At 71.7% G+C, this 19,752-nt stretch carries 18 protein-coding genes; 4 read left to right on the top strand and 14 right to left on the bottom strand.

Annotation, left to right across the window (positions count from 1 at the left end):
* Positions 1-3 precede the first annotated feature (3 nt).
* The 5 genes from BMZ92_RS07410 to glmS form a co-directional block, all read right to left on the bottom strand.
* Complete coding sequence (locus tag BMZ92_RS07410) at positions 4-855, bottom strand: carbohydrate ABC transporter permease (protein ID WP_177228579.1); 852 nt, start codon at positions 853-855, stop codon at positions 4-6.
* A complete protein-coding gene (locus BMZ92_RS07415; RefSeq protein WP_245782950.1) occupies positions 852-1,781 on the bottom strand; it encodes a carbohydrate ABC transporter permease in 930 nt (309 codons plus the stop codon). Before BMZ92_RS07415 ends, BMZ92_RS07410 begins: the two co-directional genes overlap by 4 nt.
* Positions 1,778-3,232, bottom strand: coding sequence for an extracellular solute-binding protein (locus tag BMZ92_RS07420; RefSeq protein ID WP_091504981.1), 1,455 nt, complete (start codon positions 3,230-3,232; stop codon positions 1,778-1,780). Before BMZ92_RS07420 ends, BMZ92_RS07415 begins: the two co-directional genes overlap by 4 nt.
* 86 nt (positions 3,233-3,318) lie before the next feature.
* On the bottom strand, positions 3,319-4,767 hold the full coding sequence (locus BMZ92_RS07425) for an NAD(P)H-hydrate dehydratase (protein WP_091504982.1): 1,449 nt from the start codon (positions 4,765-4,767) through the stop codon (positions 3,319-3,321).
* A gap of 10 nt (positions 4,768-4,777) precedes the next feature.
* A complete protein-coding gene (glmS, locus tag BMZ92_RS07430; protein WP_091504983.1) occupies positions 4,778-6,640 on the bottom strand; it encodes a glutamine--fructose-6-phosphate transaminase (isomerizing) in 1,863 nt (620 codons plus the stop codon).
* A gap of 71 nt (positions 6,641-6,711) precedes the next feature.
* Between glmS and BMZ92_RS07435 the strand changes: the two genes are divergently transcribed.
* A complete protein-coding gene (locus tag BMZ92_RS07435; RefSeq protein ID WP_091504984.1) occupies positions 6,712-7,524 on the top strand; it encodes a dienelactone hydrolase family protein in 813 nt (270 codons plus the stop codon).
* Between the two features lie 784 nt (positions 7,525-8,308).
* On the opposite strand, the gene BMZ92_RS07440 is transcribed toward BMZ92_RS07435, so the two are convergent.
* The 5 genes from BMZ92_RS07440 to BMZ92_RS07460 form a co-directional block, all read right to left on the bottom strand.
* On the bottom strand, positions 8,309-8,710 hold the full coding sequence (locus BMZ92_RS07440; protein WP_091504985.1) for a hypothetical protein: 402 nt from the start codon (positions 8,708-8,710) through the stop codon (positions 8,309-8,311).
* Positions 8,711-8,733: 23 nt separating this feature from the next.
* Positions 8,734-11,229 carry a WXG100 family type VII secretion target gene (locus BMZ92_RS07445; RefSeq protein ID WP_091504986.1) on the bottom strand — a complete coding sequence of 832 codons (2,496 nt, stop codon included), beginning with the start codon at positions 11,227-11,229 and terminating at the stop codon, positions 8,734-8,736.
* Complete coding sequence (locus BMZ92_RS07450; protein WP_091504987.1) at positions 11,229-11,540, bottom strand: hypothetical protein; 312 nt, start codon at positions 11,538-11,540, stop codon at positions 11,229-11,231. The genes BMZ92_RS07445 and BMZ92_RS07450 overlap by 1 nt, the downstream gene beginning before the upstream one ends.
* Positions 11,541-11,639: 99 nt before the next feature.
* Positions 11,640-11,900 (bottom strand): acyl carrier protein, encoded by a 261-nt coding sequence (locus BMZ92_RS07455; RefSeq protein WP_091504988.1) that lies wholly within the window; start codon positions 11,898-11,900, stop codon positions 11,640-11,642.
* Complete coding sequence (locus BMZ92_RS07460) at positions 11,893-13,530, bottom strand: fatty acyl-AMP ligase (RefSeq protein WP_091504989.1); 1,638 nt, start codon at positions 13,528-13,530, stop codon at positions 11,893-11,895. The genes BMZ92_RS07455 and BMZ92_RS07460 overlap by 8 nt, the downstream gene beginning before the upstream one ends.
* A gap of 23 nt (positions 13,531-13,553) precedes the next feature.
* Here BMZ92_RS07460 and BMZ92_RS07465 point away from each other — a divergent pair, with 23 nt between their 5' ends.
* A complete protein-coding gene (locus BMZ92_RS07465) occupies positions 13,554-14,423 on the top strand; it encodes a cytochrome P450 family protein (RefSeq protein ID WP_091504990.1) in 870 nt (289 codons plus the stop codon).
* Here the strand turns inward: BMZ92_RS07465 and glmM are convergent.
* The 3 genes from glmM to rplM form a co-directional block, all read right to left on the bottom strand.
* Entirely contained in the window at positions 14,412-15,746 is a 1,335-nt protein-coding gene (gene glmM, locus BMZ92_RS07470; RefSeq protein ID WP_091504991.1) for a phosphoglucosamine mutase, read from the bottom strand. The two genes, BMZ92_RS07465 and glmM, sit on opposite strands and share 12 nt — an antisense overlap.
* Positions 15,747-15,952: 206 nt before the next feature.
* Positions 15,953-16,444 (bottom strand): 30S ribosomal protein S9, encoded by a 492-nt coding sequence (gene rpsI / locus BMZ92_RS07475; protein ID WP_091505209.1) that lies wholly within the window; start codon positions 16,442-16,444, stop codon positions 15,953-15,955.
* 14 nt (positions 16,445-16,458) lie between these two features.
* Positions 16,459-16,911 carry a 50S ribosomal protein L13 gene (rplM, locus tag BMZ92_RS07480; protein WP_091504992.1) on the bottom strand — a complete coding sequence of 151 codons (453 nt, stop codon included), beginning with the start codon at positions 16,909-16,911 and terminating at the stop codon, positions 16,459-16,461.
* Positions 16,912-17,089: 178 nt separating this feature from the next.
* On the opposite strand from rplM, the gene BMZ92_RS07485 reads away from it, so the two are divergent.
* Together BMZ92_RS07485 and BMZ92_RS38065 are read left to right on the top strand one after the other, a co-directional pair.
* Entirely contained in the window at positions 17,090-17,950 is an 861-nt protein-coding gene (locus BMZ92_RS07485) for a hypothetical protein (RefSeq protein WP_091504993.1), read from the top strand.
* 1,037 nt (positions 17,951-18,987) lie between these two features.
* Positions 18,988-19,350: a DUF4333 domain-containing protein gene (locus BMZ92_RS38065; RefSeq protein ID WP_245782951.1), complete on the top strand. Its 363-nt coding sequence runs from the start codon at positions 18,988-18,990 to the stop codon at positions 19,348-19,350.
* Between the two features lie 59 nt (positions 19,351-19,409).
* Here BMZ92_RS38065 and BMZ92_RS07495 read toward each other — a convergent pair whose 3' ends face one another.
* The gene (locus tag BMZ92_RS07495) at positions 19,410-19,706 is read right to left on the bottom strand and encodes a WXG100 family type VII secretion target (protein WP_091504994.1); all 297 of its coding nucleotides are present in this window, start codon (positions 19,704-19,706) and stop codon (positions 19,410-19,412) included.
* Between the last annotated feature and the right edge of the window lie 46 nt (positions 19,707-19,752).

The following is a 19,752-nucleotide window of genomic DNA, read 5'->3' on the forward strand; positions in this document are numbered from 1 at the left end:
CCCTCACTCACCAGTCACCGCTCCCAGGGTCAGTCCCGTCACCAGCCACTTCCGGACGGCGAGCCCGGCGACGATCATCGGTAGCACCACGATAGAACCGATCGCGGTCAGCTGGCCCCAGTCGATGCCCGACTGCGTCACCAGCTGGTCCGCCGCGATCGGCAGGGTCTGCGAATGCGGCCCGCCGAACACGAGCGCGAACGCGTAGTCGTTCCACGAGAACACCAGGCACAGCACGAACGTGGTGACCAGGCCCGCCTTCGTCAGCGGCAGCACGACGTGCCAGAACGCCTGCCAGCGCGTGCAGCCCGCGACCAGCGCCGACTCCTCCACCGACGCCGGCACCTCGGCGAAGAACGCGCTCATCAGCCAGATCGCGAACGGCAGGTTGAAGCTGAGGTAGGCGATGATCAGGCCCGGCACGCTGTCGATCAGGTCCGCCGCGCGGAACAGCAGGAACAGCGGCAGCACCACGACGGCGATCGGCGCCATGCGGGTGGAGATGATCCAGAACGCGACGTGCTTCTTGCCGCGCATCTTCGTGCCGGCCAGCCCGTAGCCCGCGAGGGCGCCGAGCGCCACCGCGAGCACCGAGGAGATGCCCGACGCGAGCACGCTGTGCAGGATGTAGTTGCCGAGGTTGTTGGCCCCGCTGAACAACTTCCGGTAGTTGTCGAACGTCGGGGCGAACAGCACCTTCGGGCTCGCCGACGTGACGTCCGTCGAGTTCTTGAACGACGACAGCAGCATCCACGCCAGCGGTACGAGTGTCCACAACAGACCGATCGTCAGCACGAGCTTCGTGCTGATCCGGACCCGGCGCGGGGACCGGTCGATCGCGCTCACCACGGTCATCGCGTGAGTCCCTTCTTGTCCAGCACCCGCACGAACACGCGCGCGATCACGATGGTGACCACGAGCATGACGAGCCCGATCACGGCGGCGTAGCCGAAGTCGAAGAACCGGAAAGCCGTTTCGTACAACCGGATCGGCACGGTCTTCGTGGCGTCGGCGGGGCCGCCGTTGGTGGTGACGGAGATGATGTCGAAGTAGCGGATCGCGTCCATCGAGCGGATCAGCAGTGCGACGAGCAGCACCCCGGAGATCGACGGCAGCAGCACGTGCCGCAGCGACTGCCAGCCGTTCGCGCCGTCGAGCGACGCCGCCTCGCGCACGCTCTGCGGCACGGACGTGAGCCCGGCGAGCACGATGAGCGTGATCAGCGGCGTCCACTCCCAGATGTCCATCGCCGCGACCGCGAGGAACGCCGACGTGCTGCCACCGAGGATGTCGCCGTGGTAGCCGAGCAGGCCGAGCACCCAGCTGTAGAGCCCGAACGTCGAGTCGGTGAGGAACCGGCCCAGCAGGCCGACGATCACCGGCGCGACGAACATGGGCAGCAGCAACAGGGTCAGCACGAGGTTGCGGGCCCGCACGACCTTCCACAGGCACAGCGCGAGCAGCACGCCCAGCACCAGCTCCAGCCCGACCGTGAGGACGAAGTAGACGATCGTGCGCAGCCACTGCGCCCACACGTCGAGGTCGGAGAAAAGCCTTGCCCAGTAGGTGAAGCCGACGTTCTCGAAGACCACCCCGCCGAGCAGGTGCACGCGGGAGAAGCTCATCGCGATGATGGTGAACAGCGGCACGAACGACAGCACCGCGAGCAGCAGCAGCCCCGGCGTCATCATCCCGCCGTGGAAGCCGAACCGCTTGCGCGGCCCGGCTTTCCGCGTGCCGGCCTGCTTCTCGGTCTTCGGCGCTTCCAGTGTCAGGCTCACGCGGCCCACCCCCTCGCCGTGATCCGGTCGATCCGCTTCGCCGTCTCACGCATCGTGTCGGCGGGCGAGGCGTCCCCGGCGAGCATCTTCGACAGCTGCGTGTAGATCGCCGTGTCGCACTCGTTCCACATCGGGATCTTGGGCCGCAGCCCGATCTTGTCGGCCTCCCACGCCTGGGAAACCGCGGGCGCCGTCAGGATGTTCGGCATCGCGGACGGGCGGTGCTCCGCGGCCTTGACCTCCGGCATGTCGTACACCGACTGCCGCGTCGGGGTGCCGCCGCCCGCCTCGCTCTTGAGGTTGGACAGCTGCGTCTCGGGCGAGGTCGCCCACAGCACGAACAGCCAGGCGGCGGCACGCTCGTTCGGCAGGGTGTTGGCGTTGATGCCGATCCCCGTGCCACCGAAGTGGTTCGCGCTGCGCACGGGACCACGCGGCATCGGCGCGTAGCCGAACTTGCCCGGCATCGCCTGCTCGTTCGCGGCGGCGTACTCGTGCCAGTTCGGGCTCATCGCGATGCGCCCGGACTGCAGCGCGGGCGCGAGGCCGTTCCAGTCCCACGTCTTCGACGACGGGTCGGAGATCGAGATGAGCCGCTGGTAGAACTCGGCGGCCTCGATGGCGGCGTCGCTGTTCAGGCGGCAGGCGCCGGGATCGGTCGTGCCGTAGAGGCCGATCTCCTTGCCGTTGTCGAAGTAGTCGCCGCCGTAGGACCACAGCACGTTCGAGAAGTCGCACATCAGCGAGTCGTGCTGCTTGGCCTGGTGGCCCGCGCCGTACTGCACGTCGTCGGTCTTCTCGTTGAACCACTTCGCGATCCGGAAGTACTCCTCCCAGGTCCGCTCGGCGGACGGCGTCGGGTCGAAGCCCAGGTCGTCGGCCATCCGGTCGTGGTGCTTTTCGAACAGGTCCGCGCGGTACTGCCAGATCATCGTCGGGCAGTCGTAGGGCACGGCGAAGACCTTGTCGTGGTCGCCGAAGCGGCCGGTCGCGTCGAGCTGCGTCGGGATGAAGTCACCCCAGCCGCCCGGCAGCTGCGGCAGGTCGGGCCTGCTCGCGAGCTCCCGCAGGTCGACGAGGCCCTTCGAGTACGGCGCCAGCACCTGGTACGGGTCGGCGTAGATCACGTGGTACTGCGACTCGCCGCCGGCCAGGTCGAGCGCGACCTTCTGGGCGAGCGCGGTCAGTTCCAGCATCAGGATGTTGACCTTGATGCCGGTGAGTTCGGTGAAGGGCCTGAGGTTCGCGGCGATCGCCTCGGTCGGGGCGGTGTTCTCCGAAACCAGGTTGATGGTGGTGCCCGCGAACTGCTTCCAGCGGTCGTCCGTGGCGAGGCGCACGGCGTCCTGGCGCGTTCCGCAGGCACTCAGCGCGAGGGCGGCGCCACCGGCGAGCGCGCCCGCGAGCACGCTGCGCCTGCTGAGACCCCGCCATTGGGGCGCTCTTGTCATCGAGTCCTCCGTGTGAGCTTGGCAGCCCATTCCTACCAGAGGAAACCCGGGTTGTTAACACATAACTCGATAACTTCTCGGATACCTCACACAACTCCGAGGCTGCGCACGTGCCGGACGGCGTCCGGGATCGCGGCCAGGACCCCGCTCGCGGACACCGGCACCCCTCGCGCCGCGAGGTCCGCGGCCAGCGAATGCACATACGCCGCCGCCCCCGCCGCGAGCCACGGGTCCAGCCCGCTCGCGAGCAGTGCGCCGACGAGCCCGGACAGCACGTCACCGGAACCCGCGGTCGCCAGCCAGGACCCCCGCGCGACGTTCGCCAGCACCCGCCCGTCGGGAGCGGCGATCAGCGTGGTGTTGCCCTTGAGCAGCACGACCGCGTCGAAACGGCGGGCCGCCGCCTTGACCGCGGCCACCCGGTCTTCCCCGGGCGGGGCACCCGTGAGCCGCTCGAATTCACCCGCGTGCGGCGTCAGCACCAACGGCGTGCCGGGGTCCCGCGCGTCGAGCACGTTCGGCTGCTGGGCGATCAACGTCGTGGCGTCGGCGTCCGCACACACCGGCACCCCGGCGGCGAGCACGTGCTCCAGCACCCGGCGCCCCTCGTTCCCGGTGCCGATCCCCGGCCCGACGACCCACGCCTGCACGCGGCCCGCGTCGGTCACCGAGCCCGTGGCGACGACCTCCGGCCAGCGGGACCGCACGACGTCCGCCGCCGGACCGGCGTAGCGCACCATGCCGGAGGTCGCGAGCACGGCCGAGCCGGTCGCGAGCACCGCCGCACCCGGGTAGGTCGCCGAACCGGCGGCGACGCCCGTGACACCCTGGCTGTACTTGTCGTCCCGCGGCCCCGGCACCGGCCAGGCGGCGCCGACGTCCACCGCGTCCAGCTGCTGGAGATCGGGGGCACCCAGCTCCGGCCCCAGCCCGATGTCGATCAGCACGACCTCGCCGCAGCGCTCGGGGTTGAGGACGTGCACGGGTTTGCGCGCGCCGAACGTCACCGTGCGCGCCGCGGTGATCGCCGGGCCGTCGACCGTCCCGTGGTCGGGGTCGACCCCGCTGGGCAGGTCCACCGCGAGCACCGGCGCGCTGATGTGGTCGAGCAGGCCCGCGGCGTTCTCCCGCAGCGGGCCGCGTGCCTGCAACCCGACGATGCCGTCGATCACCAGGTCCGCCGCTTCGAGCACGGCCGGTGCCGCGTCGAGGCTGACGGTCCGCCCGCCTGCCCGGCGGAGCCCGGCGAGCCCGGCGGCGTGCGCCTTCTCCGGGTTGAGCAGCACTGCCGTGACGGCAACTCCGTGGCGGCGCAGGAACTTCCCCGCCCACAGCGCGTCACCGCCGTTGTTCCCCGCGCCGACGAGCAACGCGACGCGACTCGCGGCGACGCGGCCGGTGTGCGCCTCCAGCATGTTCACCGCCTGCACGGCGACACCGAAGGCGGCGCGCTGCATGAGCGCGCCCTCCGGGGTCTTCGCCAGCAGGCGTTCTTCGGCCTTGCGGATTCGGTCGGTGGTCCAGATGCCTTGCACCCGCCCCGTCTTACTCCACGGTCACCGACTTCGCCAGGTTCCGCGGCTTGTCCACGTCGTAACCACGCGCACGGGCGATCTCGGCGGCCAGCACCTGCAACGGCACGCTCGACACCAGCGGCTGCAACAGCGTCGGCACGGCGGGCACCTCGATCAGCTCGTCCGCGAACGGGCGCACGGTGTCGTCGCCCTCCTCGGCGATGACGATCGTGCGGGCACCCCGCGCCTGGATCTCGCTGATGTTCGACACCAGCTTCGCGTGCAGCGTCGCGCGCCCCTTCGGCGAGGGCATCACCACGACGACCGGCAGGCCCTCCTCGATCAGCGCGATCGGCCCGTGCTTGAGCTCGCCCGCCGCGAAACCCTCCGCGTGCATGTACGCCAGCTCCTTGAGCTTGAGCGCACCTTCCAGCGCCACCGGGAAACCGACGTGCCTGCCCAGGAACAACACGGCCTTCGAATCCGCGATCCGGCGACCCAGCGCCCGCACGTCCTCCACAGTGGACAGTACTTTGTGGACGGCGGCGGGCATCGCCTCCAGCTCGGCGAACTCGCGGGCGACCTCGTCCGGGTACTTCGTGCCGCGGGCCTGCGCGAGCGCGAGGCCCACCAGGTAGTTCGCCGCGACCTGCGAGGTGAACGTCTTCGTCGCCGCGACGCCGACCTCCGGGCCGGCGTGGGTGTAGAGCACCGCGTCGGACTCACGCGGGATCTGCGCGCCGTTGGTGTTGCAGATCGCGAGCACCCGCGCCTTCTGCCCGCGCGCGTGCCGCACCGCCTCCAGCGTGTCGGCCGTCTCGCCGGACTGCGAGATCGCGACGACGAGGGTGTCGCGGTCCAGCACCGGGTCGCGGTAGCGGAACTCGCTCGCCAGCTCGACCTCGACGGGCAGCCGCGTCCAGTGCTCGATGGCGTACTTCGCGATCAGCCCGGAGTGGTAGGCGGTGCCGCACGCGACGACGAACACCTTGTCCACGTCACGCAGGTCCTGGTCGGTCAGGCGCTGCTCGTCGAGCACGATGCGGCCGCCGTCGAAGTGCCCGCGCAGCGTGTTGGCGAGCGCCTCCGGCTGCTCCTCGATCTCCTTGAGCATGAAGTAGTCGTGGCCGCCCTTCTCGGCGGCCGACAGGTCCCACGCCACCGTGAAGGGCTTGGCCTGCGCGGGTTCCCCGGCGAAGTCGGTGACCTCGTAGCCGTCGCGGGTGATCGCGACCAGCTGGTCCTGCCCCAGCTCGACGGCCTCGCGCGTGTGCTCGATGAACGCGGCCACGTCGGAGGCGACGAACGTCTCCCCCTCGCCGACGCCGACCACCAGCGGGGAGGACCGGCGCGCGGCGACGATCAGATCCGGCTCGTCGGCGTGCGTGACGACCAGGGTGAACGCGCCTTCGAGGCGGCGACACACGGTCCGCACGCTCGCGGGCAGGTCACCCGCGGTGGGGCCGTCGGCGTAGGCGCGGGCGATCAGGTGGGCGGTGGTCTCGGTGTCGGTGTCGCTGGTCAGCTCGACCCCGTCGGCCTCCAGCTCCGCGCGCAGGACGGCGAAGTTCTCGATGATCCCGTTGTGCACCACGGCGACGCGGCCGCTCGTGTCCCGGTGGGGGTGGGAGTTGCGGTCCACGGGTGCGCCGTGCGTCGCCCAGCGCGTGTGGCCCATCCCGGCCGTGCCCGCGAACCGTTCGCGACCGGTGGCGTCGAGCTGCTGTTCCAGGTTGGCGAGGCGGCCGGCCTTGCGTTCGACGGTCAGCGCGCCGGCCCCGTCGAGCACGGCGACCCCGGCGGAGTCGTAACCCCGGTACTCCATTCGCCGGAGCCCGCCCAGTACGACGTCGAGCGCCGGGCGGTGCCCGACATAACCCACGATTCCACACACCCGGACGAGGGTACTGGCGCGCGTGGCGCCTCGGCTGGGGGCGGGGGCGGGGCTGGCCTATTCTTCAGGCCATGGCCAGCAAGCCGAAGGAACTGCTCGAGGAGCTGTCGCACCCGGGGCCGCACGACGTGGTGCGCGGCAACCTCGCGCTCGCCGGGCTGCCCGGTGTGGTGTTCACCCCGCGGAGCGGTCTCGGCCTGCCGGGCGTCGCGTTCGGACACGGGTGGCTGCAGCCGCCCGGGCGGTACCGGGAGTTGCTGAGCCACCTGGCGAGCTGGGGCATCGTCGCGGCGGCCCCGGCGACGCAGCGCGGGCCGCTGCCGTCGCACCGGATGTTCGCCGCGGATCTGCGGTCCACGCTGGACATCGTGACCGGTGTGCGGCTGGGGCCGGGTGGTATCAGCGTCGACCCGGCGAAGCTGGGGCTGGCGGGGCACTCGGTCGGTGGTGGCGCCGCGGTGCTGGCCGCGGCCGGGGACGAGAGGGTGAAGGCGGTGGCCACGTTCGCCGCCGCGCAGACCCTGCCACCCGCGACGGAGGCGGCGCGGAAGCTGACCGTCCCGGGCCTGCACCTCGCCGCGAAGGGTGATCTGGTGACCCCGGCAACGGGCAACGCCGAAGCGATCGCCAAGGCCTGGGGCGGCCCGGTGCAACTCAGGATTCTCGACAAGTCGACACACCTCGCGGTGACGGAGGGCAGCCACTGGAGCCAGCGGCTGCTGCAGGGCAAACCGCAACGGCGCACGCAGCGCCTGGTGCGCGTGCTGTTCACGGCGTTCTTCCTGACGCACCTCACAGGCACCGACAAGTGGCGCCCGCTGCTGACCACAGACCTCAAACGCGCCACGATCGATTTCGACCCGAGTCTGGACGCGGCGGCCTGACCCTCGGGCGGGGCGGGGCCCGGCGCGGCCGGGTGCGGCGCGGCCGCGGCTCAGCGGCCGGAGGCAGGCTGAGCAGCGCGGCTGGGCGGCGGGCCTGCGGCCGCGGGCGGCGCGGCCGCAGGCTCAGCGGTGCGGCTGGGCGGCGCGGCTGGCTGGGCGCGGCCAGAGGCCACTGCGGAGCGGGGCGGCGCGGCCGCGGGCTGAGCGGTGCGGCCGCAGGCTGAGCCGCTGGAGGCGAGCTGAGCAGCCGGGCGCTGCACAGCGGCCGAGTGCTCCGGTGCGCGCCGCGGAGGCGGCCGGGCGCCGCGGAGTGCTGCGCGGTCGGGAGCTGCGAGGATGGCCGGGCGCCGTGGGTTGCCGGGCGCGGCGCGGCCGCGGGCTGAGCGGCGCGGCTGGCCCGGCGCGGCCGGAGGCCACTGCGGAGCGGGTGCCGCGCGACCGCGGGCTGAGGGGCGCGGCCGGGCGCGGTCCGGGGTGGCTGATGCTGAGCGACCGCCCGGGCGCTGCACGGCGGCCGGGCGCTGAGCGAGTGACCGGTTGCTGCACAAGGCAGCGCCGGTGACCTGGCAGCGGATTCCGCACGCGAAGCCGCCGAGATGTGCCAGGTGGCCGGGGATGTGCCAGGTGCAGGCGCACTCCCCGTCTCGACCGCAGCGGTGCGTCGGCGAGCCACCACGGCAACCGGCCCCAAGCCTCCCCCTGCCAGGCCAGCCACGACACAGCGCCAGCCACGACAACCGGCCACCCCAAGGCCCCACCAACCCCACCGCCCCGGCGAAGGGCGTCAGCGCAGCCAGCTGCGGTTGGACAGGTCGTCCTCGTCGAAGTCGTCTCGGGAGTGGCGGCCTCGGCGTGGCTGCGGGTCGGCGGGGGGTGGCTGGCGCGGGGTGAAGGACTCGGTTCCCGCCGGGCCGAAGTCGTCCTCCTGCGGGCCGAACTTCATCTCCGTGCTCTTGTCCCCCAGCGCCTTCTCGGTGGCCCAGCCCCCGGCCTCGCGCTCCCGCCTGCCCAGCTCGCGGCGGTGCTGGACGTACCGCTCCGCCGCCTTCACCTGCTTGGTCATGTACTCCTGCGACCGGGCCTGGATCTCCTGCCCCTGCCGGTCCAGCAACGCCCGCCGGTCCGCCTGCTCGCGGACCAGGCCGTCCATCCTGGCCTTCAACCGCCGGATCTCGTCCGAGACCATGCGCCCCTCCTCGTCCCGCGGCCCTACCGCTGGGTGACCGACCGGTCGCCCTCGTCGTCGAGCGAACCGCTGATGCGGCCGCCCGCCCCACCGGAGTTGAAGATCCCGCCGTCGATGCGGTACGCCCGGGAACTGCGCTCCTGGTCCTCACCACCACCACCGCCGGCGGCACCCATGCCACCCATCATGCCGCCCAGCGAACCCAGGCTGCCGAGCCCACCGGACCCAGCCGCACCACCGGCACCGCCGCCCTGCTGCTGCGTCGCCAGCGCCTCGGTCCCGATCGGCTGCACCCCGGGCACCGCGTGCTGCTGCATCGACGCACCGGTCTGCTCCCCCGGCGCCAGCGAGGACGCGTCACCCAGCGAACCACCGCTCGTCACGCCCGCGACCCCGGCACCGATCGGCTCGCTCGTGGCGGGCACCGTCTGCTCGAAACCACCCGCGCCGTCCGGCACAGGTCCCGAAGCCGCCGCAGGCTGGATCGAAACGTCCGACTGCCCGCCACCGAAACCGCCGTCCGGCACGGGACCCGAAGCCGCGGCAGGCTGGATCGAGACGTCCGAGTGCGCACCGCCGACGGAAGCACCACCACCGACGGAAGCACCCGAACCCTGCGGCACGTCGCCGCTGACGGGCCGTGGCGCCGAGCCGTCGTCCTTCCCGACCAGGCTCTCCGCCCCCGGCTTCTCCTCGCCGAGGGTGTACTTCGTCGGCTCGCCGGTGCCGTCGTCGATCGTGACGACGGTCGGGCCGTCCGGCCCCTCCGGACGTTCCGCGGTGATCTTGAGGTTGCCGTCCTCGATGTGGATCTTGCCGTCGGGCCCCGGCCGGTACGCGCCGTCCGGCCCCGGCTGACCCGGCGCCACACCAGGACCCTGCGGGCCGAAAGACGGCTGCCCGGTCCCGGTTTCCTTGCCGTCGCCCCAGTCGAGCTGGTAGTCCTTCGGCTTCCCGGTGCCGTCGTCGACCGAGATGCCCATCTTGCCGTCGGCGCCCGGCTCGGACATCTCGATCTTCTTGTCGCCCTGCTCGACGGTCAGCGTCTCCGGCTCGTCGCCCGCGTCCTTGATCGCCTCGCCCGTCTTCGGGTCGATCGGGTACGGCTCGCCGGTCTCCGGGTCGACCTCCATCGGCTTGCCCGTGTACGGGTTGATCCCCTGCTGCGCCTCCTGCTTCGCCGCGTCCGCGGTCGCCGACGGGTCCGGTGTGGACGGTGTCGACGGTGTGGACGGCACCGTGGCGGACGGCGGCGTCGTGCTCCCGCCACCGCCGCTTCCCGTTCCCCCACCACCGGTCCCGGTGCCGCCGCCACCGGTGTTCCCGTTGTGGTCGCCGGTACCGCTCGGCTTCGTCTCACCGGTGGGCTGCTTGGCGCCCTCGAACTCGTTCTTGATCTTGCCCATGACGTCGTCGAGGGCGTCGTAGGCCTGGTTCACCAGGTCCAGCGTGTCCTTGCAGGTCTTGTCGAACCCCTTGTACAGCCGGTCCCACATGTCCGGGTTGAACTGGTTCTGGACCCACTGCTTGGCCAGGTCCTGGCCCTGCTTCTTGATGTCGTCGTCGTCGCAGCAGCCGTCGTCGTTGAGCGTCTCGACGAGGTTGGTGCCGAAGTTGACGTCCATCCAGCCGGCGATCGCCTTCAGGTCGTCCTTCTCGGCGTGCTCGCCGTTCGCGACCGCGACGACCTTCTGCGCCATGTTGTAGTCGGCCTTGCCGACCTGGTCGGTGTACATCGCGACGACCGCGTCGGCCTTGCCCTTGCACAGCTGGAAGACAGTGTGCACCGCCGTCGTGGTCGCCTCGTGCGCGTCCTCGAGGGTCTGCGCCAGCTTGTTCGCCTTGGGCAGGATCTGGTCGTTGTAGTGGTCCGACGCGGCGTCCGCGCCCGCACCGCTCCACGTCTGGAACAGGGTGCTCAGCGTGGTGCCGGTGTCCTTGACGGCCTGGTCCACCGTGGTGGCACCGGTCTTGAAGTGGTCGGCGTCGGCGAGGAAGTTCTCGAAGCTGATGCCGCGCTGCTCGTCGAAGCGCTTCTTGATGTCGTTGTTGAAGTCCAGCGGCCGCGTGTTGCCCCGGCAGTCGTCCGGGATCTTCGCGAGCAGCGAGCCGAAGGTCTGGAACACCTTGAGCGCGGGCTCGGCCGCGTCGAACAGCTCGTCCGACGTCTTGGTGCCGGTGCCGCCCGGCGCGGGCGCCTGCTTGCCGTCGAGCTGCGTCTTGCCCTCGTCGACGGCCTTCTTTTCTTCACGCTCGTTGTAGCTCGCCTGGTCCCCGGCCTTCTTCGCGGCGTCGTAGGCCGCGTCGGTGCCCTGGAACCCGAGCATCGGGGTCGCGTTGTACGCCTCCGCGTACCGCGCCGCCTCGTCACGCTCCTCCTTCGTGGAGGACGACGGCATGCCCTCGAACAGCGGCGCCTGGTTCTCCTGCTGCCACGCGCTGATCAGCATCGTCTTCTGCTCGGGCGGCACGCTCGGGTCGTCGAGCAGCGCCTTGACCTCGGACCACTTCTTGGCCATCAGACGGTCCCCGCATTCGAGATCGCGTTGCCCTGCGCGTGGTCGTTCTCGGCGTAGCTGCGGCCGCCGGAGCCGATGTTGGCGCCGAACGCGTTGAGCGTGTTGCTGTACCCGCTCACGGCCTGCCACAGGGTCTGCACGCCGGTGGTGTACTTCTGGGCGTGGTCGCCGTGGGCCTGGCCGAAGCCCTGCGCCGTCACGGGCGAGCTGGCGAGGTCGGTGTTCTTGTCCGGCAGGTCCTCGGCCACCTGCGTGATCTTCTTCGACGCCGAGGCCATCGCGTCGGTGCTCGCGGTGTAGCCGCCGCTCATGTCCGAGTCCCCCTCACCAGGTGTGCTTACGGCAGTTCCGACGCACGTCCCCGGCGCGCGGTGCCGTTGCCCGTGCAAAGAATGTACTCACCCGCCGCGTCACCGCGCAGCCGTTTCACCTGGTTTGTTCCGCAGTGCCTCGGTCAGGATCCGCGCGACGGACTCGACGTCGGTCAGCTGGTCGCGCTCGTCGAGGTCGATGGTGACCTCGAAGAAGACCTCCAGCGTGGCGAGCAGCCGGATGCGCCCCTTGGAGTCGATGCCCAGCTCCTCCAGCGGGGTGTCCGGCCGCACGCGTTCGGGGTCGAGCAGGAAGGTGTCGCACACGAGCTTGCGGACCTCGGCGACGTGATCAGACATGGGGACCACCGTACTGCGCCCTGGCCGCCGACCTGGACACCTTCCCGCTGGAAGTGCGCGGCAGCTCACCGGGCCCGACCAGGTGGAACGCACGCAGGGCGAGGTCGTGCTCCTGCGACACCGCGCGCCGCACCGCCCGCGCCACCTCCGCCTCGTCCGGCTCCGCGTCCCGCACCCGCTCCGCCACGACGGCGACACCTTCACCGCGGTCGTCCTCGACGGCGAACGCGGCGACGCGGTCCCGGCGGATCGCGGGATGCGCCTGCGCCACTGTGCCCTCGATGTCCTGCGGGTAGTGGTTGCGGCCGTCGATGACGATGAGGTCCTTGAGCCGCCCGGTGAGGTACAGGTCGCCGCGGTGCAGCACGCCGAGGTCCCCCGTCCGCAGCCACCCGTCGAGCCCTTCGAGGTGGTTGCCGAACGCGTCGTTCTCGCGCCGCCAGTACCCGGCCGCGACGTGGGGACCGTGCACCCACACCTCGCCCAGCACCCCGTCCGGCTGCACGCGCCCGTCGTGGACGATCCGGACCAGCTGCCCCACCGGCCTGCCCACGGACACCAGCTCCCGCCGCTGCGGGAAGTCCGGCCCCACTTCGACCGCCCGTCCCTCCGCGAGTGCGTCGCGGTCGAACGCGGTGATCGTCGGCCCTTCGGGACCGGCGCTCGTCACGTACACCGTGGCTTCGGCGAGACCGTACGACGGACGGTGCGCCTCGCGGCGGAACCCGTACGGCCCGAACGCCTTCTGGAACTCCTCGACGGTCTGCGGGCGCACGGTTTCGGCTCCGTTGAGCGCGATCCGCACACCCGACAGGTCCAGACCTTCGCGGGGCGCCGCCTCGACGGCCAGGTCGTAGGCGAAGTTCGGCGCGGCGGTGAAGACGTCGGGGTAGTCCGACAGCTGCCGCAGCCACCGCTCGGGCCGCCGCACGAACTCCACGGGCGCCATGAACACCGACCGCGACCCCAGGAACACCGGCAGGCACACCAGCTGGACGAGCCCCATGTCGTGGAAGAACGGGATCCAGCCCGCACACGTCGTCCCACTGTCCACTTCGTACGCCAGGCTCGCCTGCCAGCAGCTCGCGACCACGGCCCGGTGCGGGATGATCGCCCCGGCGGGTTTCCGCGTGGAGCCGGAGGTGTACTGCAGGTACGCGGGCGCTTCGGGGTCGACGGGGACCGGATCGGCGCCGGGACCGTCCAGCTCGTCGACCGCCAGCAGGTGCCGCGGCTCGCCGAGTTCCCGCACGCGCTCGAGCGTGGACGACGACGTCAGCCAGACCTCCGCCCCGCAGTCCTCCAGCGCGCCGAGCAGCCTGCCGCGGTGGGCGCGCAGCGACGGGTCGAACAGCGGCACCGCCACCATCCCGGCGGCGAGCACGCCGTAGAACGCCACCGGATACGTGAGGTCCTGCGGCGCGACGATCGCGACGCGGTCACCCGGCTCCGCGATCTCCCGCAGCCGGTGCGCCACCACCCGCACGCGTTCGGCGAGCTGCGCCCACGTCAGGCTGTGCTCACCGCCGCCCCGGTAGTCGAGGAACGTGAACACCGGCCGGTCGTCCCCAGCCTTCGCGAACAGCCGATCGAGCAGTGAGCCGCGCAAAACGTCCTCGGGCACGGTCATCGCGTTCTACCGTGGGATCCGCCATGGCACATGACCACACGGTACTGAGCACGCGGGCCGCCTGTCTGGCCGCTCTGCGAAGTTCCGCACTCAGCTCGAACCCGGGCTCGGCGCAGGCGAACCTGCTGTTCATGGACGGCCCCGCGCACACGCGGCTGCGCGAGGTGGTGCGTGGCATGATCGCGCGCGCCGAACCGCTGCCGCCGGACGTGCGTGCACGGATCGAGGGCATCGCCGGTGGGCTCGGCGACGAGTTCGACCTCGTCGCGGACTTCGCGCGCCCCGTCGCCGCTGCGGTGACGGCCGTGGTGCTGGGGGTCGACCTGCCGCCGCGGGTGATCGACGACATCGAGGCCGTGACGGCGAACCTCGACGCGTGGTTCGGCCGGGGCGGTGCCGCCGACACCGCGGCGTTGCGGCTGGCGATGTTCTTCGCGCGTGCCGGGGTGTTGCCGGAGGCGGACGTGACCGAGGAGGAGCGCCTCGTCACCCCGGTGGTGCTGGCGCACGCGGCGTTCGAGAACTCGCGGAACTTCCTGGCGCTGGCCGGGTTGCGGCTCGTCGTGGAACGCCGGCCGGAGGACGCGCGGTCGCTCGCGAACGAAATCGTCCCGGCCCGGCTGGTCTACCGGCGGCCCACGGAGGACGTCGAGCTGGCCGGGCACCCGGTGCGTGCCGGGCAGACGGTCGCCGTCCGGCTCGACGACGGCCTGCCGTTCGGCGCCGGTCCGCACACCTGCCCCGGCGCGGGTGTCGCGCTCGCCGAAGCCGACGTGGCGCTGTCCGCGCTCGCGCGGGTCCTGCGGCCCGGGCACCGGGTGCGTGAAGTGGAATACAGCACACACCCGGTGTTCCACGGCCTCGAACGGGCTGTGGTGCGGCTAGGAAACTGACGAAACCACGCCGGCGAGCCGGTCGGCGGCGGTCTGCGCGACGTCGTGCGTCGGCGCCTCGACCATGACCCGCACCAGCTGCTCGGTGCCGGACTGCCGCAGCAGCACGCGGCCCTGCTCACCCAGCTCGGTCTCGACGGCCTGCACGGCGTCACGGACCGCGTCCGAGTTCACCACGGCCGCCTTGTCCGCGACGCGCACGTTGATCAGGACCTGCGGCAGCCGCCGCATGACCGACGCCAGGTCGGCGAGCGGCTTCCCGGTGGCGGCGACCCTGCTCATCAGGCGCAGCGCGGTCAGCAGGCCGTCGCCGGTGGTGGCGAGCGCGGGGAACACGACGTGCCCGGACTGCTCGCCGCCCAGCGCGAACCCGCCGGCCCGCAGCTCCTCCAGCACGTAGCGGTCACCGACGGCGGTGGTGCGCAGCTGCACGCCGTGTTCGCGCATCGCCAGGTGCAGGCCCAGGTTGCTCATCACGGTCGCGACGAGGGTGCCGTGCGTCAGCTCACCCGCCTCGGCCATCGCGAGCGCGAGGACGGCCATGATCTGGTCCCCGTCGACGAGCTCGCCGGAGGCGTCGACGGCGAGGCAGCGGTCGGCGTCGCCGTCGTGCGCGATGCCGAGGTCCGCGCCGTGCTCGCGGACGGCGGCCTGCAGCTTGTCCATGTGCGTGGAGCCGCAGTCCTCGTTGATGTTGATGCCGTCGGGCTCCGCGGAGATCGCGACCACCTCGGCCCCGGCCTTGCGGTACACCTCGGGCGCGGCGAAGGAGGCGGCGCCGTTGGCGCAGTCGACCACGATCCGCAGCCCGGTCAGCGGGTGCGGCAGGGAGTCGAGCAGGTGCTGGGTGTAGCGGTCGAGCGCGTCGGGCACGTCGGTGACGCGGCCGATCCCGGCGCCGGTGGGGCGGCTGCCGTTGCCGGACAGGCCCGCCTCGATCTCGTCCTCGATGCCGTCGGGCAGCTTGTGCCCGCCCGCGGCGAACAGCTTGATCCCGTTGTCGGGCATGGGGTTGTGCGACGCGGAGATCATCACGCCGAGGTCGGCGTCCAGCGCGCCCACGAGGTGCGCCACGGCGGGCGTCGGCTGCACGCCGACCCGCAGCACGTCGGCGCCCGCGGAGGCGAGCCCCGCGACGACGGCCGCCTCCAGCATCTCGCCGCTCGCCCGCGGGTCCCGGCCGACGACGGCGACGGGGCGGTGCGAGCGGTCGTGCGCGGCGAGCACCCTGGCGGCGCTGGCCGCGACGGAGAGCGCCAGTTCCGGCGTCAGGTCCCCGTTCGCGAGACCACGAACCCCGTCGGTGCCGAACAGGCGAGCCATGTGTTTTCTCTCCTCGAACCTCTGTGCGACGCGGACAACCTAGCGCCCCCGCTTCCGACGTTAACCCCTGGCTCGGGCAGTGCCGTGGGGAGTGCCTTCTGCCCCACCGGACCTGCGCGAGGGCCGGGACCTGACGTCGCCGGCGCGGAAAACAACGAAGGCGCCCATCCTGGTGTGGACGGGCGCCTTCGCGGAGGCAGCGGCAATCAGCGCTTGCTGTACTGCGGAGCCTTGCGGGCCTTCTTGAGGCCGTACTTCTTGCGCTCGGTGGCCCGGGCGTCCCGGGTCAGGAAGCCAGCCTTCTTCAGCGCGGGCCGGTCGTCGGCGTCGACCTCGACGAGCGCGCGGGCGATCGCCAGGCGCAGCGCACCGGCCTGGCCGGAGATGCCGCCACCCTTGAGGTTGCCGAAGATGTCGAACGAGTCCGGCTTGTCGACGGTCACCAGGGGCTCACGGATGAGCTGCTGGTGCACCTTGTTGGGGAAGTACTCCTCGAGGCTGCGGCCGTTGAGCTTGAACTCGCCGGTGCCGGGGACGAGCCGCACGCGGACGACGGCCTCCTTGCGGCGGCCGACCGTCTGGGCGGACCCGCCGGCGGCGCGCGACGGGCGCGGGGCGGCCGGGGTCTCGCTGGTCACGACGCCGTCGACGGCCTCGGGGGCCTCGACGTCCGTGGCCTCGGTCTCGGTGCTGGTCACGAACGTTTCCTCACTCACTGGGCGACCTGCGCGATCTTGGTGATCTCGTACGGCTGCGGCTGCTGGGCGCTGTGCGGGTGCTCCGGGCCTGCGTAGACCTTGAGCTTCTTCGCCTGCGCGCGGCCGAGCTTGTTCTTCGGCAGCATGCCCTTGACGACCTTCTCCAGCAGCCGCTCGGGCCGGGTGTCCAGCAGCTCGCCGAACGAGCGCTTGCGCAGACCACCGGGGTAGCCGCTGTGCCGGTACGCGAACTTCTGCTCGCGCTTGTTACCGGTGAGAGCGACCTTCTCGGCGTTCACGATGATGACGAAGTCACCGGTGTCCACATGAGGGGCAAAGGTCGGCTTGTGCTTGCCGCGCAGCAGCGTGGCGACCTCGGTCGCGAGCCGGCCGAGCACGACATTCTCGGCGTCGATCACGTGCCAGGCACGGGTGACATCGCCAGGCTTGGGGCTGTACGTGGGCAAGGGTCTACCTCGTCGTCAACTTGCGTGTGGGGTCGAGTGCGGGCCGAGCGCTTATAGCGCCGCAGCGCACAACGACATATGAAGATACCCCCTCACTCCGGTGCTCTGGAAAGCGGGGGTACCCGAGCCTGGCCCATACTACTGTGAGCCGGTGACCGCCTGCCCACCGAGGACGAAGATGGCCGCTCTCGTGGCGGCGGTGGCGCTGCTCGTGAGCGCGTGCGGTGGCGCGAAGGCGGGGACCGCGGTGCCCAACGGCGCCGAGGCCGCGGCCTACGTGAGCGCCAAGTTCTCGTCGACGCTCGACAAGCTCGCCGACCGGCTCGACGGGACCGACAGCCGCAAGAGCGTGCTCGACACGTTCGCCCGGTTCGACACGAAGAAGATCAACAGCACCGTGAGCGCCGTGCAGCTCGGTGATCCGCCGGCGAGGCTCGCGAAGAACCACTCGAACCTCGACTCCAACGAGTACCTGGACATGTACCACCCGGCGAACAGTCCCGTGGAGTACATGCTGCTGGGGCCGGTGTACGCGAGCCTCGCGCCCACACACTGGGTGTCGATGCCGTATACGGCGGGTGATTTGAACGAGTGCTTCTGGGCCGGCGGGCAGGGGGTGTGCAAGCTGCTGGGGGCGGTGTCCGACTCGGTCGACCAGGGCCGGGCCAAGACGGCGACGAGCAAGGCGGACGGCGGGGTCGAGCTGACGGCGGATGTGACGCTCGACGCAGTGCTGCAGAACCGGGTGGTGGTGTTCCCGGAGTCGATCCTCGACCAGATCGGGCCGGAGATGAAGGCGCAGACCCTGCGGGCCCGGATCGTGATCGACGCGCGGGGGAAGCTGGCGGAGCTGCGGCTGGAGGGCACCGTGGCGGGCGGCGGGCACGAGGTCGAGCTGAGGACGCACTACCGCCTAGACGGCACCCCGACGGAGAACGACCTGCCGAAGCCCCCGGACCCGGCCGATGTGACGGTCCTCGCGGACAGCACCGCGGTGAGCGACTTCTACGCCCGCATGGGCGAGATCCAGGGCCGGTGAGGCGGATGGCGGAGGAGCGGTTGCCCGGGGATGGGGCGCGGCCGAAGGGCGCGGAGCGGGGCGCGACAGCGCCGGAGGGCGCGGTGCCCGGCAGGGCAGCGGAGCCGGGCGCGGTAGCGCCGGAGCCGGAGAGCGCGATGCCGCGGCCAGGCGCGGCAGCGGAGCCGGGCGGGACAGCGCCGGGCACGGTAGCGGCGGAGCGGGCGGGGTCGGTGCCGAGTGCGGCGCCCGGCGCGGCAACGCCGGAGCCGCAGAGGGCGGCAGCATCGGAGCCGGAAGGCGCGGTGCGGCAGGAGGAAGGTTCCGCCCCCGGAGCGGCGCCGGGTCAGTTTGCGGCCGAAGCCGCACCGGCCGTCGGGTCGGGGCGGACGGGAGGTGACGTGGCGCCGGGCCACCAGCCGGGGTTCAGCGTGGCGTCGGGAACTCAGCAGGGGCAGCCGGGGTCCGCGCAGGCCGTGCCGTCGGCGCCTCCGACCGGACAGCCGCCCATTCGCCAGGCAGGGTGGTGGCAGCCCGGCGGAGCGACGACGCAGCAGAGCGCACCGTTCGCCGCTCCCCCGTCAGGCCAGCCCGCCGGACCGTGGCAGGGACGAGCACCCGGCGGCCCTGGATGGCCGGGGCAGCCGGACCCTCGGCAAGGATGGACTTCCCAGGGTTGGCCTCCTCCGGCACAGCCCTGGACGCAGCCGGGAAACGCAACCGGTGCCCGACCGGCACAGCCCCCGGGATCGCACCCCGTGCAGGCCTCCGGCCCCCAGCCGGTCCAGCCCTTCACTGGTCCGCAAGCGCAGCACTCCGGGCCGCAACCGGCGCACGCCACCGGACCCCAGCCGGTCCAGCACCTCACCGGCCCGCAAGCCCAGCCCTCCGGGCCGCACCCGGCGCACGCCACCGGACCCCAGCCGGTCCAGCCCTTCGGAAGCCAGCCAGCCCAGCCCTTCACCGGCCAGCAAGCCCACGCCACCGGACCCCAGCCCACCGCCCCAGCCCCGGCCTACCCCTCCGCACCGCCCACACCGCCCGCGGCGCAGTACGGGGTGCCGGGGGCGACGTACGGGGGCTTCGGCGCGTTCGAGCCGAAGACCCGCCGTTCCCGCAAGCCGTGGCTCATCGGGGCGGTCGTCGTGCTCGTGGTGGCCGGGGGTGCGGGGGCGGCGTGGGGGCTCGGGGTGTTCGACGGGCCCACGCTGGACCGGCAGTCCGTTCAGGACGGTGTCGCCCGCGTGCTGCGCGACGACTTCGGCGAGCGTGACGTCGCGAACGTGAGCTGCCCCGAGGACCAGCCGGTCCGCACCGGAACGACGTTCGACTGTTCCGCCACCGTCGCGGGGCAGCCGAAGAAGATCACCGTGCGGGTGCTCAACGACGAAGCCCAGTACGAGGTCGGCGCGCCGAAATAGAGCACGAAAAAAGGGTCCCGGTGCGATACCGGGACCCTTTTTCGGACAGACCGGAAAGGTCAGCCGCCGAACATCTTGGTGATGCCCTGGTCCGTGGACTGGTAACCGTCGGCGATCTGCGGCAGCGCGGTCGCGATGCGAGCCAGCAGGCCCTTCATGTCCTCGAGCGCGCGGTTCCACTCGTCCTGGCGCTGGCGCCACGCTTCCTGCGCGTCACCGGTCCAGCTGTCGGTCAGCGGGGCGATGTCCGACTTGAGCTTGTCGAACAGCGACTCGATCTCCCCACCGGTCTTCTTGCAGTCGTCCGCCGCCTGGTGAATCGTGGCGTAATCGACCTTCATGGCGCCGTCAGGCATTTCTTCCCTCCGAGTCTAAAAAGTTCTGTGGATTTCCGGAAACGAC

The sequence above is a fragment of the Amycolatopsis sacchari genome, from assembly GCF_900114035.1.
In the GTDB taxonomy this organism is placed as follows: Bacteria; Actinomycetota; Actinomycetes; order Mycobacteriales; family Pseudonocardiaceae; genus Amycolatopsis_E; species Amycolatopsis_E sacchari.